Origin of the sequence: Dermacoccus sp. 147Ba (genome assembly GCF_004151355.1) — a bacterium.
In the GTDB taxonomy this organism is placed as follows: Bacteria; Actinomycetota; Actinomycetes; order Actinomycetales; family Dermatophilaceae; genus Dermacoccus; species Dermacoccus abyssi.
In genome coordinates, this window is sequence record NZ_SEHL01000001.1 from 423,471 (window position 1) to 448,981 (window position 25,511).

The 25,511-nt window shown below is 66.3% G+C and carries 27 protein-coding genes; 11 read left to right on the plus strand and 16 right to left on the minus strand.

The genetic code is table 11. The features are described 5' to 3' along the window. Positions 1-17 precede the first annotated feature (17 nt). The 8 genes from EVU97_RS01900 to EVU97_RS01935 all read left to right on the plus strand — a co-directional run bounded on the left by EVU97_RS01900 (position 18) and on the right by EVU97_RS01935 (position 10,108). Entirely contained in the window at positions 18-521 is a 504-nt protein-coding gene (locus EVU97_RS01900) for a cell division protein SepF (RefSeq protein ID WP_118913122.1), read from the plus strand. Positions 522-624: 103 nt separating this feature from the next. After that, positions 625-903: a YggT family protein gene (locus EVU97_RS01905; RefSeq protein ID WP_118913123.1), complete on the plus strand. Its 279-nt coding sequence runs from the start codon at positions 625-627 to the stop codon at positions 901-903. 94 nt (positions 904-997) lie between these two features. Then, positions 998-2,122, plus strand: coding sequence for a DivIVA domain-containing protein (locus tag EVU97_RS01910; protein ID WP_129663034.1), 1,125 nt, complete (start codon positions 998-1,000; stop codon positions 2,120-2,122). 239 nt (positions 2,123-2,361) lie between these two features. Then, positions 2,362-2,784 (plus strand): TraR/DksA family transcriptional regulator, encoded by a 423-nt coding sequence (locus EVU97_RS01915; RefSeq protein WP_129663036.1) that lies wholly within the window; start codon positions 2,362-2,364, stop codon positions 2,782-2,784. Next, on the plus strand, positions 2,757-3,356 hold the full coding sequence (lspA, locus tag EVU97_RS01920; protein ID WP_205744836.1) for a signal peptidase II: 600 nt from the start codon (positions 2,757-2,759) through the stop codon (positions 3,354-3,356). Before EVU97_RS01915 ends, lspA begins: the two co-directional genes overlap by 28 nt. Continuing rightward, complete coding sequence (locus EVU97_RS01925; RefSeq protein WP_047311447.1) at positions 3,353-4,282, plus strand: RluA family pseudouridine synthase; 930 nt, start codon at positions 3,353-3,355, stop codon at positions 4,280-4,282. Before lspA ends, EVU97_RS01925 begins: the two co-directional genes overlap by 4 nt. Positions 4,283-4,409: 127 nt before the next feature. Beyond that, a complete protein-coding gene (dnaE, locus tag EVU97_RS01930; RefSeq protein ID WP_129663040.1) occupies positions 4,410-7,958 on the plus strand; it encodes a DNA polymerase III subunit alpha in 3,549 nt (1,182 codons plus the stop codon). 23 nt (positions 7,959-7,981) lie between these two features. Next, positions 7,982-10,108 carry a S9 family peptidase gene (locus EVU97_RS01935; protein WP_129663042.1) on the plus strand — a complete coding sequence of 709 codons (2,127 nt, stop codon included), beginning with the start codon at positions 7,982-7,984 and terminating at the stop codon, positions 10,106-10,108. Between the two features lie 9 nt (positions 10,109-10,117). On the opposite strand, the gene EVU97_RS01940 is transcribed toward EVU97_RS01935, so the two are convergent. The 14 genes from EVU97_RS01940 to EVU97_RS02010 all read right to left on the minus strand — a co-directional run bounded on the left by EVU97_RS01940 (position 10,118) and on the right by EVU97_RS02010 (position 20,895). Further along, entirely contained in the window at positions 10,118-10,921 is an 804-nt protein-coding gene (locus tag EVU97_RS01940) for an alpha/beta hydrolase (protein WP_129663044.1), read from the minus strand. Continuing rightward, positions 10,918-11,391: an SRPBCC family protein gene (locus EVU97_RS01945; protein WP_129663047.1), complete on the minus strand. Its 474-nt coding sequence runs from the start codon at positions 11,389-11,391 to the stop codon at positions 10,918-10,920. Before EVU97_RS01945 ends, EVU97_RS01940 begins: the two co-directional genes overlap by 4 nt. Before the next feature lie 46 nt (positions 11,392-11,437). After that, positions 11,438-12,286: an alpha/beta fold hydrolase gene (locus EVU97_RS01950; protein ID WP_129663048.1), complete on the minus strand. Its 849-nt coding sequence runs from the start codon at positions 12,284-12,286 to the stop codon at positions 11,438-11,440. A 723-nt stretch (positions 12,287-13,009) separates the two neighbouring features. After that, positions 13,010-13,333 carry a hypothetical protein gene (locus EVU97_RS01955; protein ID WP_129663050.1) on the minus strand — a complete coding sequence of 108 codons (324 nt, stop codon included), beginning with the start codon at positions 13,331-13,333 and terminating at the stop codon, positions 13,010-13,012. Then, complete coding sequence (locus EVU97_RS01960; protein WP_129663051.1) at positions 13,330-13,635, minus strand: hypothetical protein; 306 nt, start codon at positions 13,633-13,635, stop codon at positions 13,330-13,332. Before EVU97_RS01960 ends, EVU97_RS01955 begins: the two co-directional genes overlap by 4 nt. After that, positions 13,635-14,507 (minus strand): phage major capsid protein, encoded by an 873-nt coding sequence (locus EVU97_RS01965; protein ID WP_129663053.1) that lies wholly within the window; start codon positions 14,505-14,507, stop codon positions 13,635-13,637. The genes EVU97_RS01960 and EVU97_RS01965 overlap by 1 nt, the downstream gene beginning before the upstream one ends. Before the next feature lie 129 nt (positions 14,508-14,636). Beyond that, positions 14,637-15,173, minus strand: a complete 537-nt coding sequence (locus EVU97_RS01970) for a hypothetical protein (protein WP_205744837.1) — start codon at positions 15,171-15,173, stop codon at positions 14,637-14,639. Further along, positions 15,170-15,706, minus strand: a complete 537-nt coding sequence (locus EVU97_RS01975) for a hypothetical protein (protein ID WP_129663055.1) — start codon at positions 15,704-15,706, stop codon at positions 15,170-15,172. The genes EVU97_RS01970 and EVU97_RS01975 overlap by 4 nt, the downstream gene beginning before the upstream one ends. Beyond that, positions 15,703-17,022, minus strand: a complete 1,320-nt coding sequence (locus tag EVU97_RS01980) for a phage portal protein (protein ID WP_205744838.1) — start codon at positions 17,020-17,022, stop codon at positions 15,703-15,705. Before EVU97_RS01980 ends, EVU97_RS01975 begins: the two co-directional genes overlap by 4 nt. Positions 17,023-17,030: 8 nt before the next feature. Continuing rightward, on the minus strand, positions 17,031-18,485 hold the full coding sequence (locus EVU97_RS01985) for a terminase large subunit domain-containing protein (protein ID WP_129663059.1): 1,455 nt from the start codon (positions 18,483-18,485) through the stop codon (positions 17,031-17,033). Between the two features lie 397 nt (positions 18,486-18,882). After that, positions 18,883-20,163: a DUF3631 domain-containing protein gene (locus EVU97_RS01995; protein WP_129663061.1), complete on the minus strand. Its 1,281-nt coding sequence runs from the start codon at positions 20,161-20,163 to the stop codon at positions 18,883-18,885. Next, positions 20,160-20,378 (minus strand): hypothetical protein, encoded by a 219-nt coding sequence (locus EVU97_RS02000; protein WP_129663063.1) that lies wholly within the window; start codon positions 20,376-20,378, stop codon positions 20,160-20,162. Before EVU97_RS02000 ends, EVU97_RS01995 begins: the two co-directional genes overlap by 4 nt. Next, positions 20,375-20,707 carry a hypothetical protein gene (locus tag EVU97_RS02005; protein WP_129663065.1) on the minus strand — a complete coding sequence of 111 codons (333 nt, stop codon included), beginning with the start codon at positions 20,705-20,707 and terminating at the stop codon, positions 20,375-20,377. The genes EVU97_RS02000 and EVU97_RS02005 overlap by 4 nt, the downstream gene beginning before the upstream one ends. Then, entirely contained in the window at positions 20,704-20,895 is a 192-nt protein-coding gene (locus EVU97_RS02010) for an AlpA family transcriptional regulator (RefSeq protein WP_129663067.1), read from the minus strand. The genes EVU97_RS02005 and EVU97_RS02010 overlap by 4 nt, the downstream gene beginning before the upstream one ends. A gap of 107 nt (positions 20,896-21,002) precedes the next feature. Between EVU97_RS02010 and EVU97_RS02015 the strand changes: the two genes are divergently transcribed. Together EVU97_RS02015 and EVU97_RS02020 are read left to right on the plus strand one after the other, a co-directional pair. Next, positions 21,003-21,440, plus strand: coding sequence for a helix-turn-helix domain-containing protein (locus EVU97_RS02015; RefSeq protein ID WP_129663069.1), 438 nt, complete (start codon positions 21,003-21,005; stop codon positions 21,438-21,440). Then, on the plus strand, positions 21,427-22,575 hold the full coding sequence (locus EVU97_RS02020; protein WP_240730090.1) for a site-specific integrase: 1,149 nt from the start codon (positions 21,427-21,429) through the stop codon (positions 22,573-22,575). The genes EVU97_RS02015 and EVU97_RS02020 overlap by 14 nt, the downstream gene beginning before the upstream one ends. Here EVU97_RS02020 and glnA read toward each other — a convergent pair. Next, the gene (gene glnA / locus EVU97_RS02025; RefSeq protein ID WP_047311452.1) at positions 22,563-23,987 is read right to left on the minus strand and encodes a type I glutamate--ammonia ligase; all 1,425 of its coding nucleotides are present in this window, start codon (positions 23,985-23,987) and stop codon (positions 22,563-22,565) included. The genes EVU97_RS02020 and glnA overlap by 13 nt on opposite strands. Positions 23,988-24,238: 251 nt before the next feature. Between glnA and EVU97_RS02030 the strand changes: the two genes are divergently transcribed. Beyond that, positions 24,239-24,655, plus strand: coding sequence for an RDD family protein (locus EVU97_RS02030; RefSeq protein WP_129663071.1), 417 nt, complete (start codon positions 24,239-24,241; stop codon positions 24,653-24,655). A 78-nt stretch (positions 24,656-24,733) separates the two neighbouring features. On the opposite strand, the gene EVU97_RS02035 is transcribed toward EVU97_RS02030, so the two are convergent. Beyond that, a complete protein-coding gene (locus EVU97_RS02035; protein ID WP_129663073.1) occupies positions 24,734-25,510 on the minus strand; it encodes a DUF4191 domain-containing protein in 777 nt (258 codons plus the stop codon). Position 25,511: the final 1 nt, after the last annotated feature.

A 25,511-nucleotide genomic window follows, 5' to 3' on the forward strand; every position in this document is an offset into this window, starting at 1 on the left:
CCAAGGAGCAAGAAGTTATGAGTGGCGCACTGCGCAAGACGATGGAATACCTCGGCCTGTCCGACACCGACCCTCATGCAGCCCGGAACGTCGACGCCTATGGCGACGAGTACGACGCCGCCTACGACGAGCGTGACCCGGAGACGTACGAGGCGTACGAGCGTCGCACTCCCGCCGAGGTCACGCCGCTGCGGCCCGAGGTGGCCCACCACGACATCCCGGACATGGAGGCCTCGAGCATGAGCCGCATCACGACGATCCACCCTCGCACCTACAACGAGGCGAAGGAGATCGGCGAGGCCTTCCGCGACAACGTTCCGGTCATCATGAACCTCTCGGACATGGACGACACGGACGCCAAGCGACTCGTCGACTTCGCCGCCGGCCTCGTCTTCGGCCTGCACGGCTCGATCGAGCGCGTCACGAGCAAGGTCTTCCTCCTGTCCCCGGAGAACGTCGAGGTCTCGACCTCCGGCCCCGAGGTCGCCAAGGCGACGCGAGGCCTGTTCAACCAGAGCTGACACCCGGCGTCCGACGTCGGTGGGGCCGCGTCTTCCCGAACCGGGAAGGCGCGGCCCTGCTCGTACGTTGACCCAATCGACCCGATGACCATGCGGAGGAAACATGGACGTTGTTCGCCACTCCGTGGCCACGTTGCTCGATCTGTACTTCGTCGTGCTCATCGCACGACTGGTCTTCGACTGGATCCAGCTCTTCGCGCGCGAATGGCGCCCGAAGGGACCGGTTCTCGTCGTCGCGGAGTTCGTCTACACGCTGACGGACCCGCCCCTGAAGGCCATCCGGAAGGTGGTTCCGCCCTTGCGTTTGGGAGGCATCGCCCTCGATCTGGCCTTCATCATCCTGGCCCTGGCTGTGCAAGTGGCCGCGAATCTCCTAAGGTGAGCGTAGGAGTATTGTCGATTGCCCGGCTTCCGTGCCGGGCATGATCCGTAGCCACAGGGCGTGCCCGTGGCTCGAGCGTTACTGAGGTGAACACATGGCGCTGACGCCAGAAGACGTCGTGAAGAAGGAGTTCTCGAAACCCAAGGGCTTCGGGCGCAGCGGTTACGACGAGATTCAGGTCGACGACTTTCTCGACGAGATCGTCGTCGAGTTGCGCCGACTGAACGCTGAGAACGACACCCTGAGCGACAAGCTCGACGACTGCCGTCGCGGGCAGGGCGGGTCCGAATCCGACGCCACGATGGCCGGGCAGACCGCTACGCGCGGTGCTGCAGCCGTCCCGGCGCTCACGCCGGTTGCCGGGGGGCAGGGCTCGTCCGACGCGGACAAGGCTGAGATCGAGCGTCTGAAGGCCGAACTCGCCAAGGCACGTGAGACGTCGTCCACGTCACAGCAGCCCGTCAAGAACGACGGGTCCGGTTCGGACGCCTTGAACAAGCAGGTCGGCGACCTGACGAGCGAGCGCGATGCGGCGAAGGAAGCTGCGGAGACCGCTCGTCGTGAGGCGGCCACGGCTCAGTCCGAGCTCGAGGCGGCGCGCAAGCGGGTCAGTGAACTCGAGAACGAACTGCGCTCGACGAAGAACCAGCAGCAGAGCGACGCGGCCGCCTTGGCGGCCCCGAGCGACAACGGCGCAAACGCGGGTGCCGGCGACGCCGCGGGCGTCCTCGCCCTCGCCCAGCGTCTGCACGACCAGCACGTCAAGGACGGCGAGAACGAGCGCGACCGCCTGCTGAGCGAGGCGAAGGCCCACCACGAGAAGGTCGTCGGGGAGGCCAACTCGAAGAGCGAAGAGCTCCTCAGCTCGGCCAAGAAGCGCCACGACGAGCTCGTCACGACCGGCCAGAAGCAGCATGACGACCTGGTCAGCAAGGGCCAGAAGCAGTACGACGACCTCGTGAGCAAGGGCCAGAAGCAGCACGACGACCTCGTGCGCACCGGTACCGAGAAGTCGACGAGCCTCGTGTCGGAGGCCGAGGAGCGCCGTAAGGGCATCCTCGCCGACCTCGAGACCCGCCGCACGTCGCTCACCGGCGAGATCGACCGCCTCAAGGGCTTCGAGACGGACTACCGCTCGAACCTCAAGGGCTACCTCAGCGAGCAGCTCCGCAAGCTCGACGAGAAGGAAACGCAGTCGCCCGCCGACAAGCGCCAGTGATCTCGCGACGAGGGGCCCCGACACCACCCGGTGTCGGGGCCCCTCGTCCTGTTCGGCGCGCGGGTAGCGACGGGCGTGACGGCCTGTTGCCCACGCGGGGGTGGATTACTTGTCGGTTAGGCGAATTCTTCGGCGGATCACGCACGACGCCTCAACTTGTGCCCTATCCTCTGACCTTAATCAGGCTCGCTCGGAGCATCGTGCGCCGGGCGAGCCACCACCAAGGGGAAGAGAAGACGATGGCAACCAAGGACGCTGCGGCTTCGGCGCAGGATCTGGCCGTGAAGGCCGAGGAAGAGCCCTGGACCGACGCTGAGCTGGCCGAGGTGCGCGAGGAACTCGAGGCTGAGGTCGCGCGCGTGCGAGCCGAACTCGAGAGCCTGGCCAGCGACCTCGAGGGGCTGCTGCGCAACCCGGGTGACGGCGCCGGCGACGACGAGGCCGACGTGGGCAACGCGAACTTCGAGCGCGACCACGAGATCTCGCTTGCCCGCAAGTCCGCCGAGGTGCTCGAACAGAACGAGAAGGCCCTGGCCCGCATCGACGACGGCACCTACGGCGTGTGCGAATCGTGCGGCGGCGCGATCGGCAAACTTCGACTTCAAGCCTTCCCGCGTGCGACCCTATGCCTTGTATGCAAGCAGAAGCAGGAGCGTCGCTGAGTTCCGCGACCACACCCGACCACCCTCGAACGCCCCGCCGGGCGTCCACGAGGCACCTCGCCGTCCTCGGCCTGGCGGCAGCCGCGGCCTACGGCATCGACCAGGCGACGAAGGCGTGGGCGCTCGATGCCTTGGCCGACGGGCGCCCGCGTGAAGTGATCGGGTCGTTCCTGCGATTCCAGCTCACGCACAACCCGGGGGCTGCCTTCAGCCTCGGCACGAACTCGACGATCTTCATCACCGCGATCGCGGTAGCCGTCGTCATCGCGGTGCTCGTCACGGCGCGCAAGCTGCGCAGCACGGGCTGGGCTCTCGCCTTCGGTCTCATCGTCGGGGGAGCGGTGGGCAACCTCACCGACCGCTTCTTCCGTCCGCCGGGCGGCGGCAAGGGGTACGTCGTCGACTTCCTCCAACTGCCGAACTGGCCGATCTTCAACGTGGCCGACATCGCGATCTGCACGGCTGCGGCCCTCGTCGTCGTGCTGACGTTCCGCGGCGTCGGCCTGGACGGCATCCGTGACCGTGATCGAGAGAGCGAAACCGAGAACGACGGGAACGAGGACGCAGCATGAGCGAGGTCAAGGCACTTCCGGTCCCCGAGGGTCTCGAGGGTGAACGCGTCGATGCGGCCATCGCCCGGCTGCTCGGGTTCTCGCGGACTCGGGCGGCGGAGCTGGCTGCCGAGGGCGCCGTGAGCGTCGACGGCAAGGTCGTCGCCAAGTCCGAGCGTGTGAGCGCCGGCTCCTGGCTCGAGGTGACGATGCCCGAGCGCACCGGCCCTCGCGAGGCCAAGCCCCGCGTCGAGGCGATCCCCGGAATGCGCATCGTCCACGACGACTCGGAGATCGTCGTCGTCGACAAGCCTGCGGGCGTCGCAGCCCACCCGAGCGTCGGCTGGGACGGACCCGACGTCGTGGGCGGTCTCGCCGCCGCCGGTTACCGCATCTCGACGTCCGGTGCGCCCGAGCGTCAGGGCATCGTCCAGCGCCTCGACGTGGGCACGAGCGGCCTCATGGTCGTGGCCAAGAGTGAGCGGGCCTACACGCTGCTCAAGCAGGCGTTCCGCGACCGCACGGTCGACAAGACCTACCACACCCTCGTTCAGGGGCTGCCGGACCCGATCGAGGGCACGATCAGCGCGCCGATCGGGCGTCACCCCGGCCACGACTACAAGTTTGCCGTGATGAACTCCGGCCGAGCTTCGGTCACCCACTACGAGCTTCTCGAGGCCTTCCGCTCGGCGTCGCTGCTCGAGGTTCACCTCGAGACGGGGCGCACGCACCAGATTCGCGTGCACTTCTCCGCGATGCACCACCCGTGCGTCGGCGACCCGCTGTACGGCAGCGACCCCAAGCTCGCCAAGACCCTGCGTCTGGACCGCCAGTGGCTGCACGCCGTCGAGCTCGGTTTCGAGCACCCAGGCAGCGGTGAGCACGTGACGTTCACCTCGCCGTACCCCGAGGATCTGGCGCGCGCGCTCGACCTCATCAGGGGCTGAACAACACACTTGCCCGTGTTCGCGGGGGTCGTCACGAGGGTCGTGCGCTCGTGGTCGATCCGCCGTGAGCGAACGCGGCGCTCAGCGCACAGGTGGTTGTCGGTGGCCGGTCGTAGACTCGTCCCCGATGTCCAGTCAGTCGCGCAGCTTCGTCCACCTGCACAACCACACCGAGTACTCGATGCTCGACGGTGCAGCCCGTATCGATGACATGTTCGCCCGTGCCCAGGAATTCGGCATGCCGGCGATCGCCACCACCGACCACGGGTACCTCTTCGGTGCCTACGAGTTCTGGTCGAAGTCGCGCAAGTACGACGTTAAGCCCATCATCGGGCTCGAGGCCTACCTCACGCCGGGTACGCACCGCACCGACCGCACGCGTACGACCTGGGGCGAGCGCGGCCAGGAGGCCGACGACGTCTCGAACCGCGGTCTTTACACGCACATGACGTTGCTGGCGAAGAACAACGACGGCATGCACAACCTGTTCCGCATGGGTTCGCAGGCCTCACTCGATCAGGTCTACTCGAAGTACCCGCGCCTCGACCGCGAGTTGCTGCAGCAGTACGGCGAGGGTCTCATCGGCACGACGGGCTGCCCCTCGGGCGAGATCCAGACTCGCCTGCGCCTCGGGCAGTACGACAAGGCCGTCGAGGCGGCCGCCGAGTTCCGTGACATCTTCGGCGAGGGCAACTTCTACTGCGAGCTCATGGAGCACGACCTCGACGTCGACATCGAACGTCGGGTGCGCAGCGACCTGCTCAAGCTGGCGAAGGACCTGGGCCTGCCGCTGCTCGCGACGAACGACCTGCACTACACGAACAAGGAGGACGCGGTTCACCACGATGCGCTGCTGTGCATCAACTCCGGTTCGCGTCTGACCGACCCCAACCGCTTCAAGTTCGGCTCGCACGAGTTCTACCTCAAGTCGGCCGACGAGATGCGTCACCTCTTCCGCGACCACCCGGACGCGTGCGACAACACGCTGCTCATCGCCGAGCAGTGCGAGGTCTCCTTCACCGAGGGCGAAGGCCGCTACATGCCGCGCTTCCCGTGCCCCGAGGGGGAGGACGAGACGTCGTGGTTCATCAAGGAGGTCGAGAGCGGCCTCAAGCGGCGCTTCCCCGAAGGGGTGCCGGACTACGCGATCAAGCAGGCTCGCTACGAGCAGGACGTCATCGTCGGCAAGGGCTACCCGGGCTACTTCCTCGTCGTCGCCGACTTCATCAACTGGGCGAAGGACAACGGCATCCGCGTGGGGCCGGGGCGTGGTTCGGGTGCAGGTTCGATGTGCGCCTACGCCATGGGCATCACCGACCTCGACCCGATCCCGCACGGTCTGATCTTCGAGCGCTTCCTCAACCCCGAGCGAAAGTCGATGCCCGACTTCGACGTCGACTTCGACGAGCGCCGGCGCTCCGAGGTGATCCGTTACGTCGTCGACAAGTACGGAGACGACCGCGTCTCGTACATCGTCACGTACGGCACGATCAAGGCGAAGCAGGCCGTCAAGGACGCCTCGCGCGTCATGGACTTCCCGTTCACCGTCGGTGAGCAGATGACGAAGGCGATGCCCGCCGACGTCATGGGTAAGGGCGTGCCGCTCGCGAAGATGTACGACACCGAGCACGCCCGCTACGCCGAGGGTGGCGAGTTCCGCGCGCTCATCGAGTCCGACCCGATGTTCAAGAACATCTTCGACGCCGGTGTCGGCCTCGAAGGGCTGAAGCGTCAGTGGGGCGTGCACGCGGCCGGCGTCATCATGTCGAGCGAGCCGCTCATGGACGTCATCCCGATCATGCGGCGCCTTCAGGACGGGGCCGTCATCACGCAGTTCGACTACCCGAGCTGCGAGACGCTCGGCCTGGTCAAGATGGACTTCCTCGGTCTGCGAAACCTCACGATCCTCGACGACGCCCTCAAGAACATCCAGGCCAACCGCGACGAGGAGGTCGACCTCGACGCGCTGAGCAAGGACATGACGGACGCGCGCACGTACGACCTGCTCGCGCGCGGTGACACCCTCGGTGTCTTCCAGCTCGACGGCGGCGGCATGCGCCAGCTGCTGCGTCTCATGCAGCCGGACAACTTCGAAGACATCTCCGCTGCTCTCGCGCTCTATCGTCCGGGCCCGATGGGTGCCAACGCGCACACCAACTTCGCGCTGCGCAAGAACGGGCGCCAGCCGATCGACTACATCCACCCCGAGCTGACGGACGCCCTCGAGCCGATCCTCAACATGACCTACGGCCTGATCATTTATCAGGAGCAGGTCATGGAGATCGCCCAGAAGCTGGCCGGTTACACCCTCGGCAACGCCGACCTGCTGCGTCGAGCCATGGGTAAGAAGAAGAAGGAAGTGCTCGACGCCGAGTACGTCAACTTCGAGAAGGGCATGCTCGACAACGGCTTCTCCGTGGAGTCGGTGCAGACGCTGTGGAGCATCCTCCTGCCGTTCTCCGACTACGCGTTCAACAAGGCGCACACGGCCGCCTACGGGCTCGTGTCGTACTGGACCGGCTACCTCAAGGCCAACTACCCGGCCGAGTACATGGCCGCGCTCCTGACGAGCGTGCGCGACGACAAGGACAAGTCGGCGCTGTACCTCAACGAGTGCCGACACATGGGCATCAAGGTGCTGCCGCCCGACGTCAACGAGTCGATCGGTAACTTCGCCGCTGTGGGTGAGGACATCCGCTTCGGTCTCGAGGCGATCCGCAACGTCGGTTCGAACGTCGTCTCCGCCATCGTCGCGACGCGTGAGGAGAAGGGACGCTTCACCTCCTTCGAGGACTTCTTGCGCAAGTGCCCGGCGACGGTCCTCAACAAGCGCACCGTCGAGTCGCTCGTCAAGGCCGGCGCCTTCGACGACCTCGGCCACCCGCGTCAGGGCCTCGTGCAGATTCACGAGTCGTACGTCGACGCCCTCATCGAGGAGAAGCGCAAGGAGGAACACGGACAGGATTCGCTGTTCGCCGGCTTCGGTGACGACGCGCCGGGCATCGAGTTCGCGGCCCTACCGCAGATTCCGCCGATCGAGTGGGACAAGCAGACGAAGCTCGCGTTCGAGCGCGAGATGCTCGGCCTGTACGTCTCCGACCACCCGTTGTTCGGCATCGAGGCTGCGCTGTCACAGTTCTCGGACACGTCCGTCGCAAAGCTCCTCGGTGAGGACTCGCTGCCCGACGGGGCCATGGTGACGATTGCCGGTCTCATCACGGGTCTGCAGGTCAAGCGCACGAAGAAGGGCGACCTGTGGGCCATCGCCACGGTCGAGGACATGGACGGAGCCATCGAGTGCCTGTTCTTCCCCTCGACCTATGCCACGGTCTCCACGATGCTCAGTCAGGACGTCGTGTGCGCCGTCAAGGGCCGCGTCAACCGTCGTGACGAGTCGGTCGCGCTCAACGCGATGGAACTCACGCTGCCGGAGCTCACGGACGGCCCACGCGGCCCGGTGACCCTCCACTTGCCCTATGCCCGCGCCACGCAGGGCCTCGCCGAGCGGCTCAAGGAGGTACTCGGCGAGCACCCCGGCATCACAGAGGTGCACCTGCGCCTCACCCGGCCGGGTCGCACGCTCACGGTCAAGCTCGACGACAGTCTGCGCGTCAACGCGACCCCGGCCCTGTTCGGCGACCTCAAGGCGCTGCTGGGCCCCGCCTGCCTCGGCTGAGCCGACGACGAAGAGAAGGAAACATGACGACGAACGGCCCCAGCGCACCCCAGGCGAAGCGGGTGCCGCACGAGCGCATCCACCACGGCGACGTCTTCGTCGACGACTACGAGTGGTTGCGCGACAAGTCCGACCCCGAGGTCATCGCGCACCTCAACGCGGAGAACGGCTACACCGACGCCGTCCTTGCGCCGCAGCAGGAGTTGCGCGACCGGATCTTCGCCGAGATCAAGGGGCGTACCAAGGAGACGGATCTGTCGATCCCGGTGCGTGACAAGGACTGGTGGTACTACGCCCGCACGGTGGAGGGCCAGCAGTACGGCATCAGTTGCCGAGCACCGTACCGCGAAGGCGACAGCCGTCCTGTGCCGACGCCCGAGGCGTCGCTTCCGGGTGAGCAGGTGCTCCTCGACGGCAACGTCGAAGCGGAGGGCAAGGACTTCTACTCGGTCGGTGGCCTGGCTCTCAGCCCCGACCAGAACCGTCTCGCGGCGCTCATGGACTTCGAGGGCGACGAGCGCTACAAGATCAGCGTGCGCACGATCCCCACGGGTGAGGTTCTCGAGGAGAGCGTCACCGGGGTCGGCTACGGCCTCGTCTGGGCCGCCGACGGTGAGTCGTACTACTACACGCGCGTCGACGAGGCGTGGCGGCCCTTCCAGGTGTGGCACCACGTCGTCGGTGAGGACCCGAGCGCGGACACGCTCCTGTTCACCGAGGAGGACGCCTCGTACTGGCTCGGCATCGGGGGAACGCACGACGACCGGTGGCTCGTCCTGTCGCTCGGTTCGAAGGACACCGCGGAATTCCACCTGCTCGACCTGCAGGACGTCGAGGCAGGTCTGCGCGTCGTTCAGCCGCGCACTCCGGGGCTCGACTACGACATCGAGATCGACGGTCAGCGCCTCTACATCGTGCACAATCGCGACCGCGTCGACTATGACGTCTCCTGGGCGCCCCTCGCGACGCCGGGAATCGAGCACTGGCAGCTCCTCCTCGAAGGAGGAGAGGGCGAGCGCCTCATGGGCGTCTCCGCGTTCCGCGACTTCGTGCTCGTCGGGCTGCGTTCCGGTGGCCTCGCCACGGTCAAGCTGCTGCCCAAGGAGGGCGACGGTTTCGGCGTCCTACGTGACCTGCCGTTCTCCGGCGAGCTGATGTCCGTGGGCGTCGGCGCCAACCCCACCTACGAGGCGACGACGCTCATGGTGGCCACCGAGTCGTTCGTCGAGCCGCGCTCGGTCTACGACTGGGACACGACGACCGACGAGGTCACGCTGCTCAAGCGCCGTGAGGTGCTCGGTGGCCACGAGCCGTCCGACTATCAGCAGCACCGTCTGTGGGCCACGGCCCCGGACGGGGCGCAGGTGCCGATCTCGCTCGTGGCGCACAAGGACGTCGCGGCCGACGGCACCAACCCTGTACTCCTCTACGGCTACGGCTCCTACGAGTCGTCGATCGATCCGTACTTCTCGGTGTTGCGTCTGAGCCTCCTGCAGCGTGGTGTCGTCTTCGCCATCGCCCACGTGCGTGGCGGTGGTGAGATGGGCCGTTCCTGGTACCTCGACGGCCGGTTGGAGCACAAGAAGAACACGTTCGATGACTTCGTCGCGTGTGGGCGTCACCTCGTCGACACGGGTTGGGCTTCGCCGGATCGCCTCGCTGCAGAGGGGGGTTCCGCCGGTGGTCTGCTCATCGGCGCGGTGATCAACGAGGCGCCGGAGCTGTTCTGCGCGGTCGTCACGCAGGTGCCGTTCGTCGATGCCCTGACGACGACGCTCGATCCGTCGATGCCGTTGACGCAGGGGGAGTGGGAGGAGTGGGGCAACCCGCTCGCCGACGCCGAGGTGTACGCGTACATGAAGTCGTACGCGCCGTACGAGAACGTGCGTGCCGAGCGCTACCCGGCCGTGCTCGCCACGACGAGCCTCAACGACACGCGCGTGTTCTTCGTCGAACCGGCCAAGTGGGTGCAGCAGCTGCGTCGCACCGTGACGAGTGACCAGAGCGAGCGTCCGATCCTGCTCAAGACGGAGATGGTGGCCGGCCACGGCGGTGTGAGCGGCCGGTACGAGTCGTGGAAGGAAGCCGCGTTCGAAACGGCCTACCTGCTCGATCGCCTCGGCGCGACGCAGATCGTGTACGGCGGCTGACGCGGGGCGTCAGCTCGCCGGAAGGCGGAAGAACACGCGGGCTTCGTCCGCGATGCGCTCGACGAGGTGGCTCTCGCTCACGAGACCGTGACCCACGGCCTCGAACTCGAGGAGCCGGGACGGCACGCGGGCTCGCGTGCAGGCGGCGTGCAAGGTTCTCGCTTCGGGAGCGAGGCTGTCGTCCGTGCCGACCGCGACGAGGGTGCGTGGCAACCGACGAGCGTCCTGGTCGAGGCGAAGCCCGGCGTGTTCGTCGCCCAGCCATTGGGCGAACGCGTGGCTCATGAGGCCGGAGTCGGGTCCGGCCGGCGCGTTCAGAGCGAGCGAGCCGAGCGTGAGGTCGAGGTTGGGGTTGGTGAGCAGCAGACCGTCGACGCACTCGGGCCACTCCTCACCGGCCCGCGCTGTGGCGACAGCGAGTGCGCCACCGGCCGAATCGCCCGCCAGAACGCTCACACCGGTGTTCTCTTCCCTCAGTACCGCCTGCACGGCCGCGATGGCGTGAGCAAACGTGTTCTCGGGGGCGAGGGGGTAATCGATGGCGATGACCCCGTGGGCCAACCGCATCGCGAGCAGGCGGCAGTACCCGTCCTGGAGCTCGACGTCCCCGAAGAGGCCGTAGCCGCCGTGGAGGAAGAAGAACGTCGTCGCGGAGGCGTGGATGGTACTGGGCAGGTAGCGACGAACCCGGACGCCGGCGACCGAGTCGTCCGCGATCTGCCCGTCGAAAGCTTGCCCCACCCGTTGGGCGGCACGCGCCCGCGCTCGGCGACGCAGTTCGCCGATGTCGTACAGGCGCGCACCGTCGTTCATGCGCTCGGACCGGCCTTCGACGTTTCGACACTCGCCTTGATGCGCTTGAGCGTGGCGTTCATTCCGGCGACGAGGTTGGCCTCGAAGTCGGCTTCGCCGCCGAGCACCTTGTCGATGAGGACGCGCGAGATCTGGGTGGTGCCGCGAGTGGGAACGTCACGTCGCTCGACGAGGCGGGTGCGCTCACCATCGGAAACGAGCGTGAAGCTCCACTCCGTGTTGTTGTCGAGCACGCGGAAGGCGACACGCTGCTGGTGGCTGAAGTCGGTGACCTTGGACCGAGTGGGCCACCACAGCTTGCCGTCACGGTTGATGTTGAGCATGAAGATACCCTGACGAATCGGTCCGCGCGCGATGACCTTGCGGCACTGGGGCGACCACTGCGGCATCCGGCGTAGGTCGCTGACGACCTCCCAGACACGCTCCACAGGCGCATCGATGATCACATCGGATTCAAGATTCTTAGCCATGAGGCCACCGTAGCGCGACGCCAAGAACGTGGTCGCCTCGGATCGGTTACCGCCGGCTAGTAGGAGTTCCTTCGGCTCGGCGCAGGATGACGTCGGCAACCGCTGCCGGGCACTGGCTCGGGAGCCAGTGATTCGCCCCTTCGAGGACGACGAGCTCGTAAGGTGCCTCGACGTGGTTGCCGCAGGCTCGAACGCCCGCCTCGTCGATGAAGTCGTCGCCGGTGCTCCACACCATCGTCGTGGGAACCCGGACCGCTGGGCAGCTCTGACTGGAGAAAGGCAATCCGCGGTACCACCCGAGACCGCCGGGCAACGCGCCGTCGTCGACGATCTCGGTGCGGAAGCGGGCAACCTCGTCGGGCGTCATGCCACCCGCGCGCATCGCCCGGTCCATGACGCCTCCCGCCCGACGTGCGAGGAGCTCGGGGACCTTCGGGAGCTGGAAGGCTCCCATGTACCAGGAGCGCGCGAGCTGACGCCCGCGCATAGCGCGCAGGAACGCTTCGGGGTGGGGGACGGAGATCGCCGTGAGGGTGCGGATCCTGTCGGGATGGTGCGCGGTCACCGTCCAGGCCACCGCGGAGCCCCAGTCGTGACCGACGAGGTGGACGGGTGCGTCGAGCGTGTCGATGAGCGCCACGACATCCTGGGCGAGCCGCGGCATCGCGTAGTCACGACGCCGCCGCGGGCGAGCGCCGGGGGAGTAGCCCCGCTGATCCGGAGCAATCGTCCGATAGCCGGCCTCGTTGAGGCGCGCCGTCACTCCTCGCCACGACGACGCCCGCTCGGGAAATCCGTGAAGCAGCACGACGATCTTGCCGTCCAGCGGCCCCTCGTCGACGACGTCGAACGTCAGAGCGTGGTTACGGAAACTCGTCACCCGAGAAGAAGACATGGAGCCCAGACTGGCACGGCTCGGAGCGGTCGGGGCGGTTCTGTAGACGTTGCGCGGCGTATGTGACGCCGAACGTCTACAGAATGGGGGGCGGCTGCGGGGCATAGGTGGGTTTGCTTGCTGTGGAAAGGTCGACACAGATGACGATGTTTTTTACGACATCTGACCCCGCTCGACTACGGCCGGAGGCCCCGGCGCGGTGCTCGCATTCGCTCGCACCGCATCGGGGCCTCCAACCTTCGTCTCCCAGGATCAGATGTCGTAGTACATCTCGGACTTTACCTAGCGGTTTGCACTGTACGGTTGCGGCTGAGTTCCCCGGTTTTCCGGGCTTTTACCGTTGGGTGTGATGGGTGAGGGGAGGGGGTTTGCGAGGGTTTTGAGTCCCCGCCTGAGTCCCCGGAATCGGTGCGCGTGACGCCCTAAGTAGTACTGAGGTCATCGACTCGATGGCTGACGCCCGCGCGCACGCGGGGAGGGCGTTCGCCGGTGGGGGTCTGCGAATTGTGCAGACCCCCACGCCGACTAGCCGGTGACGCGCTCGAGCAGCACCTCGTCTCAGCGGACTATTTGCGGACAGGGAACCGCCCGCCCGGTGAAAGGAGTGAAAGCCCGGGCGGGCGGTTCGTCCTGGCGCTGGTGGCCTTGCGAGATCAAGGGGCCACCATCGATTCCTTGGTCGCCCGGATCTGAGACGGGCGGGTGACGTTGACGCCAGGTATTTCAGCCGGTGATGCGCTCGAGCAGCACCTCGTAATGGTGGACTCGTCCACCGATGCTGTGCGGCTCGGGCTGACCGACAATCTTGTACTCCTGCCCGTTCACGTTCACCGTGCACAGGGCCGTGAGCGTGATCGTGCGTGGGTAGAACAGTCGGAACCGGGTGACGATGAGGTCACGCTCGGCCGAGTCTTTCTCGTCTCCCGTGAGGGGGCGCAACTCGGCCCGGAACGTGATCGTCTCGCCCGGAACCGGGATCTCGTTGTGGTACTCGTCCTCGATGAAGCCACCCTCGAGCGTGGCGCTGACCTTCGTGTGAAAGATCATCGGATGCGCGCCCGGTAGCGGTTGAGCACGAACAACTCGGCCAGCGTCCACCCCTGGAAGCCGTCCGTCTGCACGCCGCCGATGGTGACGCGCAACTGCTCCGGGTTCGCCACGAGTCGTGCGGTGGCCGCGGTGATGACGGCCGCGATCTCGTCGTTCGCGCCGAAGTCGTCGAAGCCGTTACCGCGGGTGTACGAGCGCGCCATCGCCGTGATGATCGTGACGGACTGCCCCGCCAGGGCGACGAGTTGTTCGTCGTCGCCCTGGCCGAGGAAGTCGGCTACGTCCTGGCCGGTGACCATCAGGCCGGCGTGATGCCCGTGAGCGTGACGATTGCCTGCGGGTTCAGCGGCGCCGCGTCGTAACGAGCGACAACGCGGATGGCCTGCTGGTCGAAGTCGGCGTAACGCTCGGTGAGGATCTTCACCGACGGTGCCACGTCGCGGGCAACGGCGATCTGCGAGAAGTCGACGAGCGCAGCGCGGCCCGTGGACGACGAACCGCCCGTGTCCGGCACGCGACCGGAGACGACGACGGGGGCACCGAACAGGCGGAACACGCCGTCCTGCGTCGGGTCCGGGGTGAGCATGTAGCGGCCGTCGCCGTCCTTGAGCTTGCGGAGGGTGACGAACTCACGCGGGGTCATGACCCACTTGAGCGCGGCCATGTTCACGTTCGCGCTGAGAGCCTTGCCCCAAGCGTCGAGCAGCGCGTCGAGGCTGATCTTGCCGCCGACCGCGACGTTCTGCACGCCGCTGTAGGCGAACAGACCCTTGGGGGTCGTGATGCCGTCACCGGAGGCGGAGAGGAACTGCGTGTCGAGCTTCGAGGCGACGTCGGTGACGAGGCGGTCGCGCAGCGTCGCGTCGAGGGAGACGACGGACTGACGGGCCAGCTCGTTCGAGTAGCGCGTGATGACCTTGACCGACTTCATCGTCGAGGGGAGCAGCTGCACCTCGTCGAAGTCGACGTCCTTCTCGGTGATCGGCTCGTTCTCGCCGATCCAGTCAGGGGAGGTCGGGCCGCCGAGCTTGGGGATGCGGACGGGCGACGCCGAGTCGAAGATGCGCGGGCCAGCGGCGAGGAAGATAGACGCGGCCTCGAGGGGCTTGACGAGGACGGTCTGCACCTGCTCGCGGGTGAGCTCGGGTGCGTTGGTGGTGGATTCAGCCATGATGGGGCTCCTGTACGTGAGAATCGGGTTTCGATCACGCTGGACGCCAGGCCCAATAGTGAAGGGGGACGAGCGCCAGGCCCGTCCCCCTCACTATCTCACACTGTGAGAATGATTCTCAACTTCCCGTCACTGTGCGTTATGGCGGAGGATCCCGGCCAGGCTGACGCTATCGGCGGGAGCCGTCGCACCCTGCCCGATTGAGCCAACCGGGCGACGTGACGCAAGGTGCGGCTTGCGGGCGAGCAGGGCGTCGACGGCCGCGTTCAGCGCGTCAGCGTCCTCGAGGTGAGCGTCGTCGAACGGGAGGTCGGACGGGTCCGCGAGACGGCCCGTAGCGGCCACAAGAGCAGTGTGCAGCCGTGCGGCCAGGTCATCGGCGCGCTTCGCCTTCACGCGGGCGTCGGCGTTCTCCTTCCGCAGCTTCTCGACGTACTCGCGGGGGAACGTCTCATCGCCGGAGGGATCATCTGATCCCTCGCCCTCGGCGCGCTCGTCCTCAAGGGTGTCGGTAGTAGTGACACCCTCGGGGGTACGCGCATTCTGCGTACCCTCCTCGTCGCCCGTAGTGTCCACATCTGAACCGGAAACATTTCCGGTTGAGGCCAGGTCGTTGTGGACGTCCTGCTCGTTGGTGTCGTTCTCGATGGTCAGTTCCTCGGTCATGCTGTCTCCTTCTCGGTTGGTACTTGGCTGCAGGTGCAGCCCTTGTGTGTAGGCATCGGATGATCGGCGGGCCACACCTGGCCGTCACGCGCCCACCAGGTGCAGAGTTCGCACCCGGAGCCGGACACCGAACGCACCCACCCAGTGACGTGCGGCGACCTCTTGACTCCCTCACTGAACGCCGTAGATGCCGCGCCGAGCGGTTCAGCCCGGGCGAGGCGTTGCACGCGCTCGAGGGTGACGTCAGGGACGGCGAGGATCGTTCGTGCCGCCTTATGCAGCCGGTCAGCATCCCCCGCGTCAGGGACGAGCCCCAGCGTCGCCACCGGAACACCCATCTGCTGCATGAGCGTCGCCGCGAGAGCCAGGTCGGCCAGTGCGACGGCCCTCGAGTTCGCGCCGGCGATGAACGCGGCCAACAGGTCGACGGCTTCGTCGGTGTCGATCAGTTCCTCGCGCCACGACGCGAAGATCGCGGCGACCTGCTCGGCTGCCTGCTCACCGAGAGCACGAATCTGCTCGCGGTACGTCACGACGCGGCCAACTTCCCAAGATCGACCGCAGCCGCGTCGAGAGCATCACCACGACGAGCGGAACGCACCCGCTCCACCTGCTCCGGCGAAAAGCCGAGCGTGTCGGCCAGGACGACGGACAGCGGCACACCGACACCGACGAGCTTCGCGGCGGCGTCCGCTGCCTGCGCCGGGGTGCGCGTCTCCGGGTTCGCCCACATCGGCTCAACGTCCAGCGTGCGAGGGTCCACGCCGTCGCGGACGGCGAGCATGAGACGAGCAACCGCTGCCCACGCCGTACCGAACGTGCGGTGCAGCGCGTACGCGCGAGCGACGAGGGAAGCCTCAGCGGAACGGATCGCGTCCGCCGACGCAGGCTGATCGCCGTGCAATCCCAGGTAGTGCGGCGGTAGGCCCGTGAGAGCGCCGATCTGCTGCGTGATGAGCGCGGCCGCGTCGGCGTACCCGTCGAGACGAGCAGCGTCGAACTGCCCGAACTTCGTGTCTGCTGCCTCCGACTGCCACACGTCATCGAGAGCGGCGCTGAACGGCTTCACCGGGTTACCGTCCTCATCCTCAACAACCTCGAGGCCCGTCGCCCAACGGCGGGGGCGAGCGTAGAACTCCGACGTCACGAGCATGTCAAGGTTGATCTTGTTCAGCGCATCGGTCAGGTCGAGGATGTCCGCCATCTCCGACACGCCGTCAACGTCGAGCAGACGACCACGGTTCACCACCGGGACGACCGGGACAACGCCGAGCGGGTTCGGGATCGTCTCAGTCACCGTCCAGCCCGTCGAAGGCATCGCAGCCGCGTCAACCATCGTGCCGGGATGCTCGAGCATCGTGATCGAGTCCCGCTCGTACAGGACCGCCCGCGCCGTGCTGCCGTCGATCCACCGCTTGAGCGCGGCCGTCACCTCACGCGACGCCGGGTCGCGCGTCACAGCCACCTGCAACGGGCTCTCGACCGTCACAACCGGAGCGCCGGCGGAGTCGGCCCACACGATGACGAACGAACGCCCGTAGGCGAGAGCGTCAACGTGAGCCTGCGCCGATGCTTCCTCCATCCCGCAGCGCCGCCACACGTTCCACAGGTCCGTGTCGGGTTCAGCGTCCAGACCGCCAGCACGGAAACCGGTCAGGTCAAGACGTTCCGCCAGGGCCGTGACGGCGAGGCGGGGGAAGTTCACCGACACGCGCCGCAGGCGGTCGCCCAGCGCCTCACGCGACTCGGCGGACAGGAACGCGGCAGGCTGCCGTCCATTCCAGTAGGCGTCGAGTTCGGCGAGCTTCGGGACGGTCGAGTCCAGCTTCTCGTTCAGGGTCTTGATCATGGTGGTGTTCATCGGAAACTAACTGCCCTTCGTTTGGTCGGCTTGTTGGTGTGGAATGACGCCCGGTCGAACGCGATGATCGCGCCGACAGCCGCGTCGATCTTTCGGGGACTGCCCTTCTTGTCCTTGCTCACGAGGTCACCCATCGGTGTTCGCTTGGCGATGCAGTGCGCGACGTGCGCGGCCAGGTCCTTGTTGCCGTCGTGCGTGACGGTCTGCTCCTGCGTCGCCGTGTAAAGCCGGTCCGTCGCAGGGGCCATACGGTTCGCGGCTGCCGTGTTCCACATCAGCACCCGCTTCTCACCGTGACGCGCTGCCCACGCCTCGATCTCCGAATTCCAACCCCAAGGGTCAGCGGCCAGCTCGAGAACGTCGTACTTCTGGAACGCGACGTCGACGGCGTTGCTCACGTCCGAACGCGGAACACGCCAGCGCGGATCGCCGGGGTTCTCCCACAGCCCCTCGACGAACAGGTGCGGGTTGTCTCCGACCGTGCAACCAATGAGCGCCGTCGAGTCACCCGACGCGCTGCCGTCGAACGCGAGGACCACGCGGGCCTTCTTCTCCACGCGCCGTTCCGTGTCCGCCAGGGCGTCCCAGGTGCCGAAAGGCAGCCACGACTCCGAACCGCTCACCCACTGCCCGAGACGCAACTGACGGAACACCGGCTCACGCAACGTGCGACGAGCAGACGCGAGGCCGTCACGGCTCAGGAAGTCATCGAGAGCAGGGTTAGCCTCGGCCCACGCCGCCTCGTCATCGGTGGCGCACCCGTCCGGTGCCTGAAACTCGCGCAGGAAAAACGCCGAGTCATCGCCACGACGGCCATGCTCGATGAGCCTCCACATCACACAATCCGGCGACGTGGACGGCGTACTGATCGCCAGCGTCAGCGACTCGGGCCGCTTACCCTGAACCGACGTCACAGCCTCCCACACCGCTTCGCTGACGACGTGAAGCTCGTCCACGATCAACAGCGACGGATCCCAGCCGTGCAGCGCGCCAGGATCAGCCGGGAGAGCAATCATCGTTGCATCGTTGTGGGGAACGACGATCTTGTCGCTGAACACCTGCGCCCGCTCGGCAAGCTCAGGGGAGAGCTCGATCATGCGCTTAGCCATGCGGAGCGCAATGTTCGCCTGACGCTGGTCAGAGGCGACAACAAGCACCTCAGCGGACGGCGGGCCGACGAACAACTCGGCCACAGCCAGAGCAGCCGCGAGAGCCGTCTTACCGTTCGCACGCGGCAAGGAGACGAGCGCCGTACGGATACCGTCAGCGAACGCGCCAGAGACGATCTCACGCTGCCACGGACGGAAGCGCATCGGCTCGAGCGCCCCAACGCCCTTCGGCGTGACGACGTACTCGTCGACGAACCGGATACGACGCTCAGCGCGGGCCGTAGTCCAGCCGGAGAAGTCCAGAGGCGCGACCTCAATGTTGCCCTTCGGCCCTGCCCTCACGCCTCAACACCCCCTAGACGAGAATCGTTCTCAAATAGTGTCTCACATTCTGACTTAGCGGAAGGCTCCTCTTGACAAACGTCCGCCCCTTCCCCCCTGGTTCGTGCTCGTCCGCGTCGGGAGTTACATGAGCGGCAGACCACATCGACGTCCTCGAGTCGGATCGCGAGGCCGCGTTCCTTGCGCTTCCATGCCTGGGGGCTGTGGTCACAGGTGAGGTCGTCGGTCGCACCGCAGTCGCTGCAGAACGGCTGGAGCTTGCGTGCTCGGCGGCTGAGACGATCCCAGGCTGTGTCGTAGCCAGCAGCGCGGGAAGGCCGGGAGACGGACGGGGGGCGATGCTCGTCGCAGCGGGGGCCGTTCGAGGGCTCGCCGCACTCGAGGCACGAGGTGAGGGTCATGCAGACTTCCTTTCGTGCGCCGGATGCGCCGGATGCGCCGGATGCGCCAGTTCAACTGAGGGGGTGGAGGTATCTGGCGCAGCAACTCCGAGCCGCTCCCAAGCGCGGGCGAGGGATGCGCGGGTGTAGCCTCGCGGGCCCGTGCGATCAAGGCGGCTGCCGCTCACGCCATAGCTCTTGTTGAGCATCCGTCCGAATCGCTGGGCGGTAAGTGCCTTGCCGTAGTTGGAACTCTCGCCCCACATGTCCGGGTACTCGAGGGTGAGGTTTCGCACGAGGTCAGCGGTCGGCACGAACTCCACGCCGTTCGGCCAGACCTCGTAAAGGTGGTTGAGTAGGGCGACGTGCGGGGACTGGACGGCCACACCGTCTTCGATGTCCTGCTCGAGTTGCTGCATGTCGCGGCGGGCCATGTCGTCGACGATGCTGGGCCAGTTGCTACCGGCTGCGACGGCGACGCGCTTGAGCGGACGCCACTTCTCAGCCATGCGTCCCCGAACACCTTCGGGAAGGTCGGGACGATTCGCGCGCACCTGGTCACGCACCGTCTCGGCCCATGCGGCGAGGCGCCCGCCGAGGTAGACGGCGTCGTCTTCCATGACCTCCCAGTCGGTTTCGTCTGCGAGGCCGTGAACGTCGGGCATTAGAAGAACGCGGACCGAGCGTGAGCGCATGTCTTCGGGGAGGTTGGGGCTGTTACCTGCCATAGCGCACGGTGCGAACGTCGGCATCTCCTTGACGTTCCAGGTGCCCTCCTTGCCGGGGACGAGGACGGGCCGCGTGCCGCCCCGCTTGTAACCGGAGTTGAGGACGGCGACGAGCTCGGCTATGCCTTCCTTCTTCGGGTCGAGGCTTCGGTCAGCCTCGTCGATCAGGACGGTGCGCTGTTCGGCGTCGAGCATCCGGGTAAGCAACGCCGGCGACGACAGGGACGCCATCTGGACGCTGCGACGGGCCAGTCGCTCGAGGTGTTCGAGGACGGTCGTCTTGCCGCTGCCGTGGACGGGACTGTCGACGATGAGGCGGGGGGAGGTGTAGCACTCGAACGCAAGGTGCGTGTGAGCGGCCCACAGGGTGAGTAGGTCGAGGTCGGGTTCGTTCAAGACGGTGATGTACCGACCGAACCATTCGCGCACGTCATCGAGGACTGCGCCGGTTTCTCCGGACCCCTCCCCGTGAACTGGCGCATCTGGCGCAACTGGCGCAACTGGCGCAAGTTCGGCTTCGTCGTCCCACGGTGAGGGCACCGGGCCGTCGTACACGTCGAGGCCGTTCATGCTGCGGCCTCGTCGATCACCTCGTGCACACGGCCAGCGATGGTGAGTGCTGCGAGCACGTCCCCTAGCCGGGACTTGTGGACCCATAGGCCACGGTCACGCGCGGACCACATGCCGCGGATGCCTGCGAGGTCTTCGCGGGCGTGTCCCTTGACGAGGACGTTTCGACCGTCTGTGGGCACGAACACGTAGACGGTGTTTCGTCGGTTCTTCACGCTGCGGCTCCTTCATGCGTTAGGGTCGAGCGGAAGCGGGCGATGCCTGCTGCTCGCCGGTCTGCTGCTGCTTGGGTGAGTTCGTCCGACGTGGCTGTTACCGGGTCAAGGTCAAGCCACGACGGATCTGTGTGGCCGGTGAGTCCGGCCGTGATGTAGACCGCCCGCTCGTGGAGTTCCCGCTCCACGGCGGCGGCTGCATCTTCTTCGTGCTTTCGTGCGTTCGCCTCGTCCGCTGCGGCGAGACCGGCGCGGAACCCTTCGGCGTATTTCATGCGGCCTTCGGCCTCGGCCATGTCCAGCAGTTGCTGGAGTGAGAACATGGTCATTCGCAGTCCCCGGCCTCGTACTGCGCCCGCAGCCATGCCTCGACGTCTTCGCGCATGTATGCGACGCGCTTCGCGCCGAGCTTGAACGACTTCGGGCCGGTGCCCTGGTGTCGCCAGTAGCGAAGGGTGCCTACGGGAACGCGCAGCACCTCGGCTGCTTCGGCTGTGGTCAGGATCGTGTGTGCCATGGTTCCTCCCAGGAACATCGTTGGTTGAGGGATGTTCCCCTCACTCGCCACAGGTTAAAGCACGACGAGGCTTGCCGCAAGCACACACGCTCGGCTAGGTTGTTCCCGTGAGTGAACACGACAAATGGACGAGCAACTACATCGACCACTACGTGCGGAGATTCGGCGAGCAGGTGCGGCAAGTCCGCACCGCTGCTGACATGACGCAGCAACAGGTAGCCGAGAGCGCGACCGCGATGGGCGTGCCCTTGACGCGGGTCATGGTGGCGAAGATCGAGACCAACCGACGTCCTGCGACGGTGCAGGAACTTCTCGCCCTCTCGGCGGCCATGCATGTTCCGTTGACGCACCTCTTGCCGGGAGCGATGGACAAGGGCGAACTAGCGGCGCGAAGGGCGGGGCTTGAAGAACTTTGGCTGCTTGCCGAGTCGTCGGAAGCGCACCTCGAGGGAGTGCTTGCATCCCTTGAAGAACTGCGGGCGACATTCAGCAGTGAGGCCCGCCGCACCAAAGAACGTCTCAAGGCGCTAGGTGACGATCAGTAGCCACATCGACGACCGCTGGGTCGTCGAGCGTGACGGCGTGAAGGTTCGCACCGACCGCTACGGCAAGGGCAAGCGGTACCGTGCCCGCTACCGGCCCGAGCGCGGCGGGCGGCAATTCTCGAAGGCGTTCGACACGAAGCGTGACGCGAAGGCGTGGCTTCACGCGAAGGCGAACGAGGTCGCTGTCGGGTCGTGGGTCCCCCCCGACCGGGAACGGTTGACGGTCGGGCAATGGTGCGAGAAGTGGCTTGAGGGCTACTCGTCGAGGAAGGCGTCGACGTACCGGCAGGCTGAGACGCACGTTCAGATCATTCGCCTGACGTTCGAGGACAAGCCGGTCAGGTCGGTGAAGCCATCCGACGTGAACGCCTGGGTCGCCACCCTGCAAAACGACGGACGAGCGCAGAGCTACGTTTACGCCGTTTACAGGCGCTTTGCGCAGATCATGGGAGACGCCGTTCACGACGGCCTGATCCCACGTTCGCCGTGCTCACGTCGAACGGCACCATCGCAGGGACAACAGCGCCCGTACGTCGCGACGACCGGGCAGGTATGGGCGCTGCATGATGCGTTCCCCGAGCACCTGCGTCCGGCTGTGTTGCTCGCTGCGTTCGCCGGTCTGCGTCTCGCTGAGTGCGTAGGGTTGCGCGTCGATGACGTGGACTTCGAGGCGGGCGTCATCGCGCCGGCGGTGCAGTATCCGGCCGAGCCGTTGAAGACGGACTACTCGCGTACGCCCGTGCCTGTGCCGTTCGAGTTGGTGCGGATTATTCCGCGTGAGGGTGAGCACGTCGTGACGAGCGAGTACGGGCGCCAGTCATCGCCGTGGGCCGTCGAACGGGCGATGCGCGCGGCGCGGGGGAGCGTGGACGGGCTGCCGGACGGGTTCAGGTTCCACGACCTGCGGCACTACTACGCGAGCTTGTTGATCGCAGCGGGACTCGACGTGAAGGTCGTTCAGGCGAGGATGCGGCACAAGAACGCGACGACGACGCTCAACACATATGGGCACCTGTGGCCCGACAAAGACGAGACCGCCCGTTCTGCCGTGGCGGCTGCCATGACGAACGGACGGTCTGAGTCCCTGCTGAGTCCCGAGGGGGAAACTTCCCGCGCTATTGCTCAGATGTCGTAGTACATCTCGAACTCGTGCGGGTGCGGACGGAACCGGATCGGGTCGACCTCGTTGAGGCGCTTGTACTCGATCCACGTCTGGATGAGGTCCTCCGTGAACACGTCGCCCTCGAGCAGGTACTCGTGGTCGGCCTCGAGCGCGTCGAGAACGGCCGGCAGCGACGCCGGAACCTGCTCGATGGCGTCGTGCTCCTCGGGCGGAAGCTCGTAGAGGTCCTTGTCCACCGGCTCCGGCGGCTCGATGCGGTTCTTGATGCCGTCCAGGCCCGCCATGAGCTGCGCCGCGAAGCACAGGTACGGGTTCGCCGAAGGGTCCGGCACGCGGAACTCGACACGCTTCGCCTTCGGCGACGTACCCGTGATCGGGATACGCACACACGCCGAACGGTTACGCGCGGAGTACACGAGGTTCACGGGAGCCTCGTAACCCGGCACGAGGCGGTGGTAGGAGTTCATCGACGGGTTCGTGAACGCCAGCAGCGACGGAGCGTGCTTGAGCAGACCACCGATGTACCAGCGGGCGATGTCCGACAGGCCGCCGTAGCCGCGCTCGTCGTAGAACAGCGGCTCGCCGTCCTTCCACAGCGACTGGTGCGTGTGCATACCCGAACCGTTGTCACCGAACAGCGGTTTCGGCATGAACGTCGCCGACTTGCCGTTCGCGAACGCCGTGTTCTTGATGACGTACTTGAACTTCATGACGTCGTCGCCCGACTGCAGAAGCTCGTTGAACTTGTAGTTGATCTCCATCTGGCCGGCGGTGCCGACCTCGTGGTGGCTGCGCTCGACCTCGAGGCCCACCTCGGCCAGACGCAGGCACATCTCGTCACGCAGGTCGGCGTAGTGGTCGACCGGGGGAACGGGGAAGTAGCCACCCTTGTAACGGGTCTTGTACCCGAGGTTGCCACCCTCCTCCTCGCGGCCCGTGTTCCAGGCGGCCTCGATGGAGTCGATGTAGTAGTAGCTGGCGTTCTGCTTCGTCTCGAAACGGATGTCGTCGAAGACGTAGAACTCCGCCTCCGCGCCGAAGAACGCCGTGTCGGCGATGCCCGTCGACTTGAGGTAGGCCTCGGCCTTGGCCGCGATGTTGCGCGGGTCGCGCGAGTACTGCTCGCCCGTGAACGGATCCACGATCGAGAAGTTGATGATGAGCGTCTTTTCCTTGCGGTACGGGTCGACGAACGCCGTCTTGAGATCCGGCACGAGCTTCATGTCCGACTCGTGGATCGCCTGGAAACCGCGGATGGACGAGCCGTCGAACATCTGGCCCTCTTCGATCGCGTCGGCGTCGAAGCTCTCGGCCGGGATGTTGAAGTGCTGCATGACCCCGGGGAGGTCGCAGAATCGGATGTCGATGAACTTGACATCCTCGTCCTTGATGAATTTCAAGGCCTCGTCAGCGGTCTGGAACATTGATCCTCCTGATCGGATGGGCGAGACCGGTCGGCGTCGCACCGCGTGTTCACCACGACAGTAGTCGGGGGGAGTTTCCCTCTCGTGGCTTCAATGTTTCAGCGGTGTTACACACGTGCCGATCTGTCGAAGTGTCCGGGACGCGTCCCGGACGCACGGATTAAACCTATCGGTAGGCACGGCCCTAGGGTTGGAGCAACACAGATCGTGCCTCACAGTGCGAGACGATCATGTCCGGAAAAGGAGAGACGATGACGAGCCCCGAGGCCCACGCCGACCCCGCCGCAGGGCGCCCCGTCGAGGGGCCGGGTTCACTGGGACGCTTCCTTCCCCGTATCGGCGCACTGCTCATCGACTGGTTCCTGTGCTCCCTGATCGCGGCGGCATTCCTCGACTACCGCTGGGGCGGCTCCGGCGCCGAGGGGTTCAAGCCGCTCCTCGTCTTCGCGATCGAGAACTTCCTGCTCGTGAGCACCATCGGCATGACGATCGGTCACCGCATCTTCGGGCTCGTCGTCCAGCGTCCGGATGCAACGCCTCCCGGTCTGGTCTCCGGCGCCGTGCGCACCGTCCTGCTGTGCCTCGTCGTACCCGCCGTCGTCACCGACGGCTACGGACGAGGACTGCACGACAAGATCGCGGGAACGCTCATCCTGCGCACGCGCTGACGCGTCGCCGCCTGCTGAACGACGAAGGCTCCTTCCCCAAGCGGGGGAAGGAGCCTTCGTCACGTTCGAATCGAGCGGTCAGCGTCCGCGCATGGCCGCACGGTTGACGCGCGCCTTGTTCGGGTCGACGCCGGCGGGCACCCCCGGCTTAAGTCCGCCGAGGGCGCGCAGGCGCCTCGTCACCTGGCCGGACTCGTCGTCGGTGAGCACCTTGGGGAGCTTCTGCATGTCCTTCGTCAGACGCTCGACGGGGACGGCCTCGTCGTCCGTGCCGACGCGGATCGTGTGCACCGGAACCTCGGGACCGAGCACGCGGCTCGTGCGCTTGCTCTCCTGGGCGAGGAGGCGGGTTGCGCCGCCCTTGGGGCCCTCGGCCACGAGCACGACGCCCGGCTTGCCGACGGCGCGATACACCATCGCGGCGCTCGAGAGATCCTTGACCTGACGGCTGCGACCCATGTCGGCGCCGACCGGCTCCTGCTCGACGAACCAACCGCGACGAAGCGACGACATCGCCGCCGCGCTCGCACCCGGCTGACCCGAGATCGACTTGTAGATCGCGGTGTTCGCACGGCGCGCCAGCACCACCATCGCTGCGAGCAGACCGAACAGCAGCCCGAGGATGCCGAAGTAGATCGGGTGGCCGAAACCGAAACCGATCGCGAGGAACACGAGGAAGACGAGGGCGAAAGCCCCCACCATCCACGGGATCAGCGCCGGGTCGTTCGCGCGCGTCGTCTCGAAGACCTGCTTGAACTGCGACGAGCGACCGGGAGCCTTGCTCGCTCCCGCCTCACCGCGACCGCGCCGGAAGCGTGACTTCTTGGGCTCGTTCGAGCCGGAGGATGTTGCCATG